Genomic DNA, 12,258 nt, shown 5'->3' on the forward strand with positions numbered 1-12,258 from the left:
AAACCCTGTTTTTTAATAGGCAAAACCTGTTACTAGACAAATAATTAATTGTCTAGTAACATACCCCAAATGGAACTTTATAAAGATCTTTCGCTTGGAGCTCAAACAGCTTATGCAGAGCTGCAGGATCAATTGCAGACTCAAAATATCGGTGAATTGAGCGCGCTTCCTGGATCCTTTCAGCGACTCATTAAAAGAGGCAATCCCTATATCTACTACAACTTTAGAGATATGGATGGCACTCAGCGTATGGCATATGTTGGCCCAGAGGATGAGAGGGTAAAGCGGCTAATAGAGAAGGCGAAGGTTAGTAAGGCGGAGTCGGGCGCTGAAATAATTCAAGCACAAACTAAAGCGGCAATTGCCTTGGGCTGCATGACTACCTTAACTAAGCATTTTCGTGTGATTAATCGCTTGGGTCAGTATGGATTTTTTAGGGCTGGTGGAATATTGATTGGAACCCATGCATTTTTAGCAATGGGAAATATGTTGGGGGTGCAGTGGACATCTTCCAATAAAACAATGGATGTTGATTTCGCGCATGCCGGCAGGAATGTGTCTGTGGCTTTAGGGGCAAACTTAAAATTATCCGTACATGATGCTTTGACATCGCTAGAGATGGGGCTATTGCCAATCGCTGAGTTTTCTGGGAAAACTGGCGCCCAATATAGAAATCCAAAAGATCCCGAACTACGTTTGGACTTTGTTACTTCCGAAACGCGTGATGGGAAAACAGTTATTTTGCCCGACTTAGGATTGGCTTTAGAGTGCCTTAAATTTATGGAGTATTCATTAATTGAGACTACTCAAGCAATCTTGCTATCAAAAGGTGGGGCGTGTATTGTGAATATTCCAGCCCCTCAGAGATATGCAATTCATAAGCTCATTGTTTATGGGGAGCGTCCGGTTTCGGAGCGAGTAAAAGCAAACAAAGACTTGGGCCAAGCCGCATCAATTATTCAGGTGCTGCTGGGTACTGGTAGTGCAGAATTGGTTAAAGATGCTTGGAGGGATGCGCTCTCTAGAGGTCCCGGCTGGGAAAAGAGAGCAACCCAGGGGCGTAAAGCAATGTTAAAAATTTATCCCCACCTTGATACTCATGAATTGTGGTGAAGACATAGTTCAGGGAGTGGTGAAAGTCAAGCAAACCATGCCGACGGGAATGCTATTAAGTGAGGCTCAGCACGCAAAGAAGGTAAAGAGCATAATAAAAATATATTAAAAATAAGAGGTAAAAAATGCTTGATACGCTTATTTTGAGCAGAATTCAATTTGCTTCAAATATGACTTTTCATATTCTGTTCCCAACGATATCTATTGCTTTGGGGTGGGTGCTTTTCTATTTCAAGGTTAAATTTAATAAGACTGGTGACTCGGTATGGAGTGACGCTTATCAATTTTGGGTCAAGATATTTGCCCTAACTTTTGCCCTTGGCGTAGTTAGCGGTATCACGATGAGCTTTCAGTTTGGCACCAACTGGCCTGGATATATGCAAACGGTCGGTAACATTGCAGGACCTTTGCTTGGATACGAAGTTTTATCAGCATTCTTCCTTGAAGCAACTTTTTTGGGGATTATGTTGTTTGGCTCTAAAAGAGTCTCTCAAAGAGCCCATACTATCGCCACATTTTTAGTTGCTTTTGGCACTTCGCTTTCGGCATTTTGGATCATTGCCCTAGATTCATGGATGCAAACCCCACAAGGGTTTGAGATGATCAATGGCCAAGCACATGCAACGAATTGGATTGAGATTGTTTTTAATCCCTCAATGCCGTATCGCCTTCTGCATATGATGACAGCATCATTTTTGACGGTAACGTTCTTAATTGCAGGTATTTCTTCTTATCGATATTTGAAGGGCATCAATCTGTCTGGCAACCGAGCGCTGATCAAGCTGGCAATGACCATGGCGGTGGTGTTAGCCCCGTTGCAAATTATCCTTGGGGATTCGCATGGCCTAAATACCCTAGAGTATCAGCCTGCAAAGGTAGCGGCAATGGAGGGGGAATTTGGGAAACAACCAAAGGCGCCCCCGCCGTTTTGTTTGCCTTGCCCGATGAAGCTATTAAAGCCAATAAATACGAAATAGCCATTCCAAAACTCGCATCTTTATATTTAACTCATTCATTAAATGGAGAGGTGAAGGGCTTAGATGCTTTTCCAGGAGCAACTCCACCAGTTAAGCCAATATTTTTTGCTTTCCGAATGATGGTTGGTATTGGTATGTTGATGCTCTTTACCGCATTCGTTGGGTTTTATCTCACAAGAAAAAGTAAAGAACTACCAACCTGGCTCTTAAAGGGACTCAGTGTGATGACATTTTCTGGCTGGGTCGGCGTAGTAGCAGGCTGGTATGTGACCGAGATAGGCAGACAGCCTTACCTTGTTAGTGGAGTGCTAAAAACTGCTGATGCGGTTACTAAAGTGCCTACCAATATGGTTTTGGGTACGCTCGTGATGTACCTTGCGCTTTACTTGGGGCTCATTGTTTCCTATATCTGGGTTGTTTTTTATTTGGCCAGACAAACTCATCCCGGGCATATTATGGATGGGCAAAAACCAGGCTTAACTAACAGCGTTGCAGGAGCATAAGCATGATTCCTAATTTATCGGAGGCATCTGGTTGGCTGCCCCTTTTCTTTTTGGTTGCCATGGGTATTGCAATGGTAGCTTACGTTGTTCTGGATGGATATGACTTGGGTGTAGGCATCCTATTAAATCAGGCGAGCGAATCAGAAAAAGACATCATGATTTCATCAATTGGTCCTTTTTGGGATGCTAATGAAACATGGTTGGTGCTCGGAGTTGGCGTACTCTTGATTGCCTTTCCAATGGCGCATGGCATTATTTTGACTGAGCTCTATCTGCCAGTAGGCATCATGTTGGCCGGTTTAATTTTACGGGGCGTCTCTTTTGACTTTCGTGCAAAAGCACATTTGAGTCAGAAGTCAGTATGGAATTTTCTATTCTTTTTTGGTAGTTTCTTGGCCGCGGCATCTCAAGGGGTGATGGTTGGTAGAGAAGTGATTGGCTTTGACTCCGGCTACTTAGGATGGATATTCTCCTTCATCGTGGCACTTTGCCTGCCTGCTGGATATGCCCTATTGGGGGCTGGCTGGCTAATTATGAAGACTTCTGGCGAGTTACAACTAAAGGCAGTAGGCTGGGCAAGAAGGTGTTTGTTATTAACGGCTTTAGGCGTTGGGATCATTTCTGTAGCGACACCATTCTTTAGTTCAGAGATTGCGGCTAAGTGGTTTAACTTTCCCAATGTCTTTTTCTTGTTGCCTTTTCCAGTTTTGACTCTGGCGTGTTTTGTCTTAATTGATTTGAACTTGCTAAAAATGCAAAGAGATAAGCCAGCGCCAGTTTGGATTCCTTTTGCCCTTAGCGTAGCCATTTTTGTTTTGGCTTTTTTAGGGATTGCTTACAGCATGTTTCCCTATATCGTCGTAGACAAAATGACAATCTGGGAAGCGGCTTCAGCTACAGAGTCATTGTGGGTCATATTTTGGGGTGCTGTAGTTGTGCTACCAACCATCATTGGATACACAATTTATTCCTACAAAATCTTCTGGGGTAAAACCGAGCCGCTTAGTTATTACTAGAGTAATGGTATTTGCATCGCTTTAAGTAACTTTCACCAATATTAAGTACAAGTACATTGAAGCAGCGAAGTATTAGATGGTTGCTCCAAAAATCCTTTGGTCTTAGGTTCGAGTCCTAGTTGGCCCACCAGAAAAGCAAAAAACCCTCAGCAGAAATGGTGAGGGTTTTTTGCTTCTTCTGTTTATGGCACTATTGGGGTTACTAAATCCATTCATACAGGGTCTTAAATGATTAATCCATCAAGTCATCTCTTTAATCTTGATGCAGTACTTTTTGGTGGAGTAATGCTTTTTCTATTGCTGATTTTTCATGCTATTTACAATTATTTTGTTACCAATCTGTATCAGAAAGTCTCTAGAAAATTTATCCTTGAAAAAAAGTTTCGCTACACCCTTTTTCTTTTTTATGGATTATCTTTTCTATTGGTAGGATCTCATTTAGCTGAAATATTTATATGGGGTGCGACTCTTTTTTATTCTGGCCTAGTACCCAATTTTGATCAGGCAATTTTTTTTGCGGGAAGCGCCTATACAACAGTGGGGTATGGCACGATGCCCTTACCAGCCGGCTGGGATCTGTTGATGGTTGTGATTGCGCTAGATGGCATGGTCGCATTTGGTTGGACAATTGTTAATTTGGCTAATATGCAGCGCACAATTCATGTTGCGCGAAGGTTGGCCAAGTCAGATGGTTATTTTATGTAGTGATTGCTTCCTCAGCACTCACTACACATCGCTGACCTCCTGTAGAGCCCCTTTTTATATGGGCCTATCACGGGCTTTACTTCATAATCTGTGGGGTCTATTTTTTTAAGCGATAACCAGTCTTAAAGATCCAAATGACAACTGCAATCGATATTGCTAAAAAGGACATTGTCATTCCAAGGCTTACCCAAAGCGATACGTCCTCTATTCCGTAAAAGCTCCAGCGAAAGCCGCTAATCAGATAAACAACCGGGTTGAGTAAGGCTACTTTTTGCCAGAAGGGCGGCAATACCGAGATCGAATAAAAGCTTCCACCCAGGAATGTTAAGGGCGTGATGATGAGTAGGGGTACTACTTGAAGTTTTTCAAAGCCATCCGCCCATACTCCAATAATGAAACCAATCATGCTAAAAGTGATTGATGTGATCACCAAATAAAACAACATCCATAAGGGATGGTCTATTTGAAGAGGCACAAAGAAAGTAGCGGTAGCTAGAATGATTAAACCCAAAATAATAGATTTACTTGCTGCAGCACCCACATAACCCATCACAATCTCTAAGGGCGATATCGGCGCAGAGAGAATCTCATAAATGGTGCCGCTAAATTTAGGAAAGTAGATTCCAAAAGAGGCATTAGAGATGCTTTGCGTTAGTAGTGAAAGCATGATGAGGCCGGGTACGATAAATGCACCATAGGAGATTCCCTCCATTTGCGTCATGCGCGAACCAATCGCAGAACCAAAAACAATAAAGTACAAAGAGGTAGAGATAACCGGGGCGATAATGCTCTGCATTAAGGTGCGCCGCGTTCTTGCCATCTCAAATTTATAAATGGCACGTACACCATAGTAATTAAGCTTCATGGGTGTTTGCCTCTGAGTTAACAAGATTTACAAAGATTTCTTCTAGCGAGCTCTGTTTTGTGTGGAGATCCTTAAAGACAATGCCCTGACTGGTGATCTTTTGTAGTAGCTGTGCAATATTGATGTCTTCGTCTTTGGAGTCAAAGCGATACGTCAGCTCATATTTATCTTCTGAAAGACTTAAGCTTGGTAAATCCAACTCCTGCGGAAGGCTTTGGAGTGGGTTTTGTAGCTGCAGAGTTAGCTCCTTTTTACCCAATTTATTCATAAGGGCTAATTTGTTGTCCACCATAATGAGCTCGCCACTACGAATAATGCCAATACGGTCTGCCATTTCTTCCGCTTCCTCGATATAGTGCGTTGTGAGAATGACAGTGGTGCCGTTGTCTTTCAGAATTTTGACTAAATTCCACATATCTTTTCTGAGGCTGACATCTACTCCAGCAGTGGGCTCATCTAAGAAGAGAATGCTAGGCTCATGCGAAAGCGCTTTAGCAATCATCACTCGGCGTTTCATACCGCCGGATAGCGTCATGATTTTGCTATTACGCTTATCCCATAAAGACAGGTCTTTCAGGATTTTTTCAATGAATGTTGGATTGGGTGCTTTCCCATACAAGCCGCGGCTGAAGGTAACGGTATTCCAGACAGTTTCAAAAGAGTCGGTTGAAAGCTCTTGGGGTACTAGACCAATCAACTCTCTTGCTTCACGGTAATCGCCGATGATATTTTTACCATCCACTAAAACCTGACCACTGCTAGGACTCACAATTCCACAAATAATGCTGATTAGGGTGGTTTTCCCTGCACCGTTTTGTCCAAGAAGAGCAAAGATCTCCCCTTTGGCTATCTCTAAATTAATATCCTTTAGTGCCTTGAAGCCAGATTGATAAGTCTTATAAAGATGGGAAATCGAGAGGATGTTATTCATAGGGCTAATCATATTGGAAATCGAGCGCCCCCCTATGAAGTAATGCGCAATCCAATAAAGGGGGAATCATGTTGGATAATAGAATGTCTTTATATGGTATGGGGCCAAGTTAAATGAAGCTCATTCAAAAGATTCGCCAGATCTATGACGATATCTTAAGCTTTATCAGGGCTAATTTACGCTGAAGTGTTAGTAGTTCTATAAGTATTCAGAGTTAATGAATCTACCGAGAGTCTCACACCAAGAGATCCTGATCCTGCGCGAACAGGAAACTTTCTGAGGCCAATATCCATCACCTTAATTTCAGAATATTTTGCACAGGCTTCAATGATGCGAGTCATGAGTCTTTCTTGGGCTTCGTAATGACAGTCTCCGGCAAGTCTATCAATCTCAATCATGAGGGGGTCGTAATCAAACACATTGTCCATTACATCTTCTGCAATCAGAACCAGTTTTGCATCAATCCAAAGGGTTAAATCTAAAAGATGTTCTTTGGGAATGATCGCTCCTGGCGCATAAGTGCCGATTTGGGTTTGGAGTTTGAGATCTCGTAGTTCAATAGATGCTAAAGCCATTGCAATTCCTTATTCATTAAAGTGTTGTTTGAGTAGCAATTGCATTTGCTAACCGATAAGCGCTAAGCCAAGCTCCTTCCACTCTACCGCCATGGAGCCAGTCTCCGCAAAGACCTAATGGGATATCCTCAAAAACTTTAAACCCAGGATTAGCAGCCGTAGACCCACTCGCATAACGCCAGCGATGAATTGAAATTGCAGCATGCTGACAATCTAAACCTAATCTTTTGGCACATTCCAATACTTGTTTACTAGCCTCATCTTTGTCTAGCTCAATCCATTCTTGACTCCACTGCGGATTAGCGTGAATCGTCCAAGACTCTTGGCCTTCTCGTTTTGGCTTTGAATTGTTTCTAGAAAGCCAGCTGATGACTTCACCATTGATAAAAGCAGCATCAAAGGGAATATCTTGATTCTTACTAAAGGTAGCCATTACCGTCCAGCAACCCAGCATATCGACCTGATTTTTAGCTTCAATCGACGGGTCTACTAAGTTCGTTAGGGCAAAGGCTTGTGGTGACGGAATTGCGAGTACTAAAAAATCAAATTGGCTTTCAAGTTTTCCATTTTCAAGGCTGCTTAGAGTCCATTTCCCATTCTTGTAGGCAATGCTATGAATAGTTTGGCTGTAAATAACATCCAAGCTCTTGGCTAAATATTTTCCAGGGGAATTCATGGAGGGTATGCCGACATAGCGCTGATCGGTGGAGGCACTCTCTCGCCACTGCCCATCCTCATAGACCTTGAGGTGTGGATGCCATTTAGCGGCAACGCCAGCGGTAAGCCAGGTGTTTAGTTCATCAATAAAAAGAGGGTCTCTTGCCGTGAAATATTGAGCGCCATGGTCAGCAGACCAGCCCTCCCCATTGCGGGTACTCATACGACCGCTCGGTCCACGGCTTTTTTCAAATACCTGAACCTTAAAGCCTTTTGCTTGTAATTGAGTGGCGCAGCTCAGACCTGCTAGGCCGGCCCCAATGATGGCGATCGTTGATCCAGTATGGTGATCAAGCATTTTGAATCAGAATTTTTCTGAATGTTAAGTTGATACGAGAGGTAGAAACTTTTTTGCTTTTCAGCAATGCATGCTGCCAAAATATTTGTGTGGGGCTGCGCATGATAAGGACGCTAGCATTTTCTAAATAAAGAGGGATGGTGGTTTTATCTTCTTTATGGCGAAAGGCAAACTTACGTTGCGCGCCAAGACTGAGTGAGGCAATCGGCGCATTGGGATCAAGCTCTTTTTCATTATCGCTATGCCAGCCCATACCATCCTCACCATCGTGATAGAGATTCAGTAGGCAAGAATTAAATTCAGATTGAGCTAGCTCCTCCATTTGGTTCTTTATTAACAGCAGTTCTGGCGTCCAGGCTTGTGGGATCTTTTTGACCCCAGAGTAGGTGTAGGCGCAGTGGGGGTCACCAATCCAAGCAACCTTACGACGGGTGGTGATCTTTTTACCAAATAGGATGAGCTGATCAGGCTCCCACGCAAGTGATGTCTGTAGTTGATCCATTAAATTAGCTGAATGAAATTCAGTTAATACCTCTGGTAGGTACTCAGCCGAACCATCCTTGGTCAGTAGATTGAGCGTGCTATCAGAGTGCTTGGATTCAAATAAGGTGCTTTGCATTGCTGGAGAGAATTATGCGGCAAGCGCCAGTTCTATAAAAACCCTAGAATAGCCTTAAATTCAACTTCTTGAGGGCGGCATTCATGAATCAATAGCTATACACCTCGTTTATTACACTACTGACCATTTTGCTCATGCTTGGCTTAACGTTTAATGTAGGCAGGGCCAGGGGAAAGTATCAGGTCAAGGCGCCTGCAATTTCGGGCCATGAGCTATTTGAGCGTGCCTATCGCATTCAACTCAATACGATTGAAAGCGTCTTGATGTTTTTACCTGCCCTATGGCTTTATGCTATTTTCATTGGGGATAAAGGGGCGGGTGACTCCGGCCTCATTTGGTTGATTGCTCGAGTTGGGTATGCAATTGCTTATCAAATGAATCCGTCCAAACGGGGTTTAGGTTTCTTGATATCGATTTTGGTGATAGCTGGCTTATGGGCTGGTGCTGCCTACGGTATTTTTCATCAGTATATGAAGGCCTAGTCATGAAGGCTCCGGATAAGCGCTGTTGTGGGCCTGGTGTTTGCATCATCAATGATGCAGGTGAGTGCTGGTGTGGGCAGGTTTGGGATGGAGAAAAAATGGCGGCACCAAGCTTAAATCTAAAACCGTCGCCATCTCCAAGCCAGAACTATGGCTCAGATAAGACCAAGCCTCAGAATTGATACTTTTATTTCATGCTGGATTACAGGCCCATTTCAATTAAAGAAAACCAGGAGGAGATTTAAATGATTCAAAAGCTACGCATCAAACTTGCCCGCTTTATTCTGGGTAAGCATTGCCCTTGCTATCAAATGGGTTATCACAGCATGGTTGATTTTCAGCAACGAAGTGCTGACCAACTGGCCAAAGCCCAAGAGCGCAACAAGACTAAATAATCTATCGGTAATTCTTGGGTAGTCGACATGAGCGCAAAACGCTGGCAAATGAGAAGAAATTGCGCTCTGACGCCTAAGCAGCTACTTCAGTTTTATATTGCCCTAGTCTGCCTATCCTTAATCGTAGCAACAGGCTTCTTTTTGGCGGGCGTATGGGTGATCCCCATTTTTACGACCCTTGAACTCGCTGCGGTAACAGTTGGCTTTCTTATCTACTGCAGACATGCCCTTGATTCTGAGACGATTGAAATTGAGGGTAAACGCCTGATAGTTAAAAAATTTATTGGCTACAAAGAAACTCTTTATGAGTTCAATACCCAATGGGTAAAAATGGAGCTACCGGTTGAGGGCTCAAAAATATTTCATATTAGCCAGTCTGGCCTACGGGTTGAGCTCGGTCAGTTTATTAGACACGAGCAACAGCTAGCTTTAATTGCACAAGTTCGTACTTGCCTAGGATGATTGGGCATCGCTCAGGCGCCATGCCACTAGAGCGCTAGAAAAAATTTGAGTACATAGCAATAAAAAAGTAATGCCATTTAAGATTGCAAAGTAGTTTGCAAATGGCGAGAGCATGACTGGCATGCCATCTTGCAGCGCGATTTCTCTTAAGTAATCCATGCGCGGTATGAGTAAAAAGCTTGCCATACCAACCGAAACTAACAATAGCAACGAAGGCGGTCGAATTGTTTTCAGCTGCAAGACGCCTCGCTTAATCAAGATATTGGAAAGACTGAGGATGATAAATGCGCATCCCAAAAAATAATATGAGAGATGCTGCATCAGTAGATGAGCGATCATGCCTGCTGCTTGGGAGTCTTCCATCAAAAGATGGGGGGTGAGGCATCCAAGAGCTTGGCCAAGGATGCCGCCAGCCATCAGACAGGCTAGCAAGCGCAGCAAGCGAAGTGAGTAGGGGTATTGGGCGGTAGATACTTCAACCATGGGGTAAAAAGGGTTAATTAATGCGCTGCAGCACAAAGTTGGAATCAGTTTCATACTAGCTCCAATCCAACTTTTATGCCGAATACACCATGGAAGTCACTAAAGCAGTCAAAGTAGCCCTGAATACCTTGGTCGATATTGCAAGCCATTCGTCCAATGGTCAGCTAGTGCCCGTTCCAGAAATAGCCCAAAGGCTACAGATGTCGATTAGTCGCATTGAGCTTCTGCTCAGACCCCTTCGGGAGTCTGGCTTAGTCATTGGAATTAAAGGTCGAACCGGTGGCTATCAACTCTTAAAAGATCCACGCATTATTACGATCAAAGATATTGTTTTGGCGATGAACCGTATTAAGAAGAGAAAAGTAGAAGTATCTGATATTGCAAAAGAACTCTATCAGTCGCTCGAAACTTACATGATGAACTGCATCTCGAACGTGACTTTAGCTTCTGCTATCAAAGACTATATTCCACGCTTTAGTGAGGCACAAACTGCGCCCGAAAGAAAGCCTTATTTTCCTATTGAGCCTGAGGTGAAGGCGAAGCAGGAAAGAAGACCCAAAGGGGAGTTTCAGAAGGTCGTGAAGACCTCCTTTAAAAAGGCTGAAGAAATTCCGCGCGGACCCAACTCTATTTTTAGTTTTGCTGACTATCTCAACAAAAACTCACCAGCAAACTAAAGTTACAAAGTCATTTGACGTGGATATTAAAGAGGTCTCGTACCCCGATTTAGCTTTTGTAGATATTGAAACCACGGGGTCTCATTTTGATCGTGATCGGATTACCGAGATTGGCATCAAAACTCTTGCTAGCAATCAAATTCAGGTGTGGGAGCAGTTAATCAACCCACAAACCTTTATTCCGCAAAATATTCAAAGGCTTACCGGCATCTCCCCCCGGATGGTGGAGGGCCAACCCGCCTTTGACCAGATTGCGAGAGAGCTCAAGCAACAGCTTGAGGGAAAAATATTTGTTGCTCACAATGCCCGATTTGACTGCGGATTTATCAAGGCCTCATTTAAGAGAATGGGGATCGACTTCAAGCCCAAGGTTTTATGTACGGTAAAGCTTTCTAGACTACTCTTTCCAGAGCAGCCTCGTCATAATCTCGATACGATCATTAACACCCATGGCCTTCAAGTGAGCGCCCGTCATCGTGCATTAGGCGATGCGGATTTATTGCTGCAGTTTTGGAAAGTATGTGAAACAAAGTTTGGAAAAGAAAAACTCAATGAAGTAATCAATCAACTCATTGGTAATCCAAGCCTACCGCCAAATATAGATAAGGCATTGATAGATTCCATCCCTGAGGCTCCTGGCTGCTATATTTTTTTATGGCGAAAACAAAATACCTCTATACATCGGTAAAAGTATCTCCTTGCGTAGCAGGGTCATGGGACACTTTCAAGGCGCGTTAACGCAGCGTAAAGAAATGAAACTCTCTTTACAAATCCGAGATATTGATTGGATCGAAACCAGTGGTGAGCTTGGCGCTCTGATCCTAGAATCTAGACTTATCAAAGAGCGTATGCCCAGTATGAATATTAAGCTGCGTAGGTCGAAAGATCTTTGTGGCTGGAGTTTGGTGGAGGATGGATCTGGAGTGCTTGCGCCTGTGCTGGTTACTCACCATCAACTGGCTCCGGGCTTGCAAGATAACTTATATGGCTTGTTCTACAGCAAACGGGAGGCGCACTCATATTTGAAGGCGATTGCCAAAAAGCATCATCTGTGCGAGGCATTGCTAGGTCTAGAAAAAAGGATTGATGGCAAAGCATGCTTTGGTTATCAGGTAAAGCAATGTACTGGTGCATGCCTAGGTCTCACTCCGATTGCTTTGCATAATCTACAGCTGAAGACAGCATTAGAGCTCTTTAAAGTTCAGGTATGGCCCTATGCTGGGCCTATCGCGATTAAAGAGGGTGGCGAGATGATTGTGATTGATCAATGGTGTTATCTCGGCACTGCTATTAATCAAGATGAGCTTTATGAGCTCGCAGAATCTGGCGGGGCTGAGTTTGATTTGGATATTTACAAGATAGTGAAAAAAGCGCTATCGGGGCCTTATAAACAACAAGTGATACCCATTAGTATTCAATAAGTATGTTTCATTAGCCTGC

Annotated in this window: 16 protein-coding genes and 1 pseudogene; 11 read left to right on the forward strand and 6 right to left on the reverse strand. The window is 43.4% G+C overall.

Annotated features, from left to right (window positions below; all coding sequences use genetic code 11):
* The first annotated feature begins 69 nt into the window (after nt 1-69).
* From A9236_RS10000 to A9236_RS10020, 4 genes and pseudogenes are all read left to right on the forward strand, one after another.
* The gene (locus A9236_RS10000) at nt 70-1,113 is read left to right on the forward strand and encodes a nucleotidyltransferase domain-containing protein (RefSeq protein ID WP_071465167.1); all 1,044 of its coding nucleotides are present in this window, start codon (nt 70-72) and stop codon (nt 1,111-1,113) included.
* A gap of 125 nt (nt 1,114-1,238) precedes the next feature.
* Nucleotides 1,239-2,593, forward strand: a pseudogene (locus A9236_RS10915) (cytochrome ubiquinol oxidase subunit I).
* 2 nt (nt 2,594-2,595) lie between these two features.
* Nucleotides 2,596-3,609, forward strand: coding sequence for a cytochrome d ubiquinol oxidase subunit II (gene cydB / locus A9236_RS10015; RefSeq protein WP_071465169.1), 1,014 nt, complete (start codon nt 2,596-2,598; stop codon nt 3,607-3,609).
* Nucleotides 3,610-3,837: 228 nt separating this feature from the next.
* Nucleotides 3,838-4,314, forward strand: a complete 477-nt coding sequence (locus tag A9236_RS10020; protein WP_071465170.1) for an ion channel — start codon at nt 3,838-3,840, stop codon at nt 4,312-4,314.
* Between the two features lie 97 nt (nt 4,315-4,411).
* Here the strand turns inward: A9236_RS10020 and A9236_RS10025 are convergent, their stop codons facing one another.
* The 5 genes from A9236_RS10025 to A9236_RS10045 all read right to left on the reverse strand — a co-directional run bounded on the left by A9236_RS10025 (nt 4,412) and on the right by A9236_RS10045 (nt 8,319).
* Complete coding sequence (locus A9236_RS10025; protein ID WP_071465171.1) at nt 4,412-5,179, reverse strand: ABC transporter permease; 768 nt, start codon at nt 5,177-5,179, stop codon at nt 4,412-4,414.
* Nucleotides 5,169-6,110: an ABC transporter ATP-binding protein gene (locus tag A9236_RS10030; protein WP_071465331.1), complete on the reverse strand. Its 942-nt coding sequence runs from the start codon at nt 6,108-6,110 to the stop codon at nt 5,169-5,171. Before A9236_RS10030 ends, A9236_RS10025 begins: the two co-directional genes overlap by 11 nt.
* A gap of 176 nt (nt 6,111-6,286) precedes the next feature.
* Nucleotides 6,287-6,685 (reverse strand): dihydroneopterin aldolase, encoded by a 399-nt coding sequence (locus A9236_RS10035; RefSeq protein ID WP_071465172.1) that lies wholly within the window; start codon nt 6,683-6,685, stop codon nt 6,287-6,289.
* Between the two features lie 16 nt (nt 6,686-6,701).
* Nucleotides 6,702-7,700, reverse strand: coding sequence for an NAD(P)/FAD-dependent oxidoreductase (locus tag A9236_RS10040; RefSeq protein WP_071465173.1), 999 nt, complete (start codon nt 7,698-7,700; stop codon nt 6,702-6,704).
* Nucleotides 7,693-8,319 carry an alpha-ketoglutarate-dependent dioxygenase AlkB gene (locus tag A9236_RS10045; protein WP_071465174.1) on the reverse strand — a complete coding sequence of 209 codons (627 nt, stop codon included), beginning with the start codon at nt 8,317-8,319 and terminating at the stop codon, nt 7,693-7,695. Before A9236_RS10045 ends, A9236_RS10040 begins: the two co-directional genes overlap by 8 nt.
* Before the next feature lie 119 nt (nt 8,320-8,438).
* Between A9236_RS10045 and A9236_RS10050 the strand changes: the two genes are divergently transcribed.
* The 4 genes from A9236_RS10050 (at nt 8,439) to A9236_RS10060 (ending at nt 9,658) form a co-directional block, all read left to right on the forward strand.
* On the forward strand, nt 8,439-8,801 hold the full coding sequence (locus A9236_RS10050; RefSeq protein WP_255400117.1) for an MAPEG family protein: 363 nt from the start codon (nt 8,439-8,441) through the stop codon (nt 8,799-8,801).
* A 2-nt stretch (nt 8,802-8,803) separates the two neighbouring features.
* Entirely contained in the window at nt 8,804-8,983 is a 180-nt protein-coding gene (locus A9236_RS10055; RefSeq protein WP_071465176.1) for a hypothetical protein, read from the forward strand.
* Between the two features lie 63 nt (nt 8,984-9,046).
* Entirely contained in the window at nt 9,047-9,196 is a 150-nt protein-coding gene (locus A9236_RS11110) for a hypothetical protein (RefSeq protein ID WP_161485624.1), read from the forward strand.
* A gap of 27 nt (nt 9,197-9,223) precedes the next feature.
* Nucleotides 9,224-9,658: a DUF2244 domain-containing protein gene (locus A9236_RS10060; protein ID WP_071465177.1), complete on the forward strand. Its 435-nt coding sequence runs from the start codon at nt 9,224-9,226 to the stop codon at nt 9,656-9,658.
* Here the strand turns inward: A9236_RS10060 and A9236_RS10065 are convergent.
* The gene (locus A9236_RS10065) at nt 9,650-10,195 is read right to left on the reverse strand and encodes a DUF4149 domain-containing protein (RefSeq protein WP_071465178.1); all 546 of its coding nucleotides are present in this window, start codon (nt 10,193-10,195) and stop codon (nt 9,650-9,652) included. The two genes, A9236_RS10060 and A9236_RS10065, sit on opposite strands and share 9 nt — an antisense overlap.
* A gap of 35 nt (nt 10,196-10,230) precedes the next feature.
* Between A9236_RS10065 and A9236_RS10070 the strand changes: the two genes are divergently transcribed.
* The 3 genes from A9236_RS10070 to A9236_RS11365 are packed head-to-tail and all read left to right on the forward strand — an operon-like array spanning nt 10,231 to nt 12,239.
* On the forward strand, nt 10,231-10,818 hold the full coding sequence (locus tag A9236_RS10070; protein WP_071465179.1) for an Rrf2 family transcriptional regulator: 588 nt from the start codon (nt 10,231-10,233) through the stop codon (nt 10,816-10,818).
* Nucleotides 10,819-10,837: 19 nt separating this feature from the next.
* A complete protein-coding gene (locus A9236_RS11360; RefSeq protein WP_236638875.1) occupies nt 10,838-11,506 on the forward strand; it encodes a PolC-type DNA polymerase III in 669 nt (222 codons plus the stop codon).
* A gap of 25 nt (nt 11,507-11,531) precedes the next feature.
* The gene (locus tag A9236_RS11365; RefSeq protein WP_236638876.1) at nt 11,532-12,239 is read left to right on the forward strand and encodes a hypothetical protein; all 708 of its coding nucleotides are present in this window, start codon (nt 11,532-11,534) and stop codon (nt 12,237-12,239) included.
* The last annotated feature ends 19 nt before the right edge of the window (nt 12,240-12,258 follow it).

Source organism: Polynucleobacter sp. QLW-P1DATA-2 (assembly GCF_001870365.1).
Classification (GTDB): Bacteria; Pseudomonadota; Gammaproteobacteria; order Burkholderiales; family Burkholderiaceae; genus Polynucleobacter.

What these genes read in the sequence shown, in the direction of transcription:
- A9236_RS10000 (WP_071465167.1), top strand. Translation starts at nt 70, where the DNA reads ATGGAACTTTATAAAGATCTTTCGCTTGGAGCTCAAACAGCTTATGCA.
- cydB (WP_071465169.1), top strand. Translation starts at nt 2,596, where the DNA reads ATGATTCCTAATTTATCGGAGGCATCTGGTTGGCTGCCCCTTTTCTTT.
- A9236_RS10020 (WP_071465170.1), top strand. Translation starts at nt 3,838, where the DNA reads ATGATTAATCCATCAAGTCATCTCTTTAATCTTGATGCAGTACTTTTT.
- A9236_RS10025 (WP_071465171.1), bottom strand. Translation starts at nt 5,179, where the DNA reads ATGAAGCTTAATTACTATGGTGTACGTGCCATTTATAAATTTGAGATG.
- A9236_RS10030 (WP_071465331.1), bottom strand. Translation starts at nt 6,110, where the DNA reads ATGAATAACATCCTCTCGATTTCCCATCTTTATAAGACTTATCAATCT.
- A9236_RS10035 (WP_071465172.1), bottom strand. Translation starts at nt 6,685, where the DNA reads ATGGCTTTAGCATCTATTGAACTACGAGATCTCAAACTCCAAACCCAA.
- A9236_RS10040 (WP_071465173.1), bottom strand. Translation starts at nt 7,700, where the DNA reads ATGCTTGATCACCATACTGGATCAACGATCGCCATCATTGGGGCCGGC.
- A9236_RS10045 (WP_071465174.1), bottom strand. Translation starts at nt 8,319, where the DNA reads ATGCAAAGCACCTTATTTGAATCCAAGCACTCTGATAGCACGCTCAAT.
- A9236_RS10055 (WP_071465176.1), top strand. Translation starts at nt 8,804, where the DNA reads ATGAAGGCTCCGGATAAGCGCTGTTGTGGGCCTGGTGTTTGCATCATC.
- A9236_RS11110 (WP_161485624.1), top strand. Translation starts at nt 9,047, where the DNA reads ATGATTCAAAAGCTACGCATCAAACTTGCCCGCTTTATTCTGGGTAAG.
- A9236_RS10060 (WP_071465177.1), top strand. Translation starts at nt 9,224, where the DNA reads ATGAGCGCAAAACGCTGGCAAATGAGAAGAAATTGCGCTCTGACGCCT.
- A9236_RS10065 (WP_071465178.1), bottom strand. Translation starts at nt 10,195, where the DNA reads ATGAAACTGATTCCAACTTTGTGCTGCAGCGCATTAATTAACCCTTTT.
- A9236_RS10070 (WP_071465179.1), top strand. Translation starts at nt 10,231, where the DNA reads ATGGAAGTCACTAAAGCAGTCAAAGTAGCCCTGAATACCTTGGTCGAT.
- A9236_RS11365 (WP_236638876.1), top strand. Translation starts at nt 11,532, where the DNA reads ATGGGACACTTTCAAGGCGCGTTAACGCAGCGTAAAGAAATGAAACTC.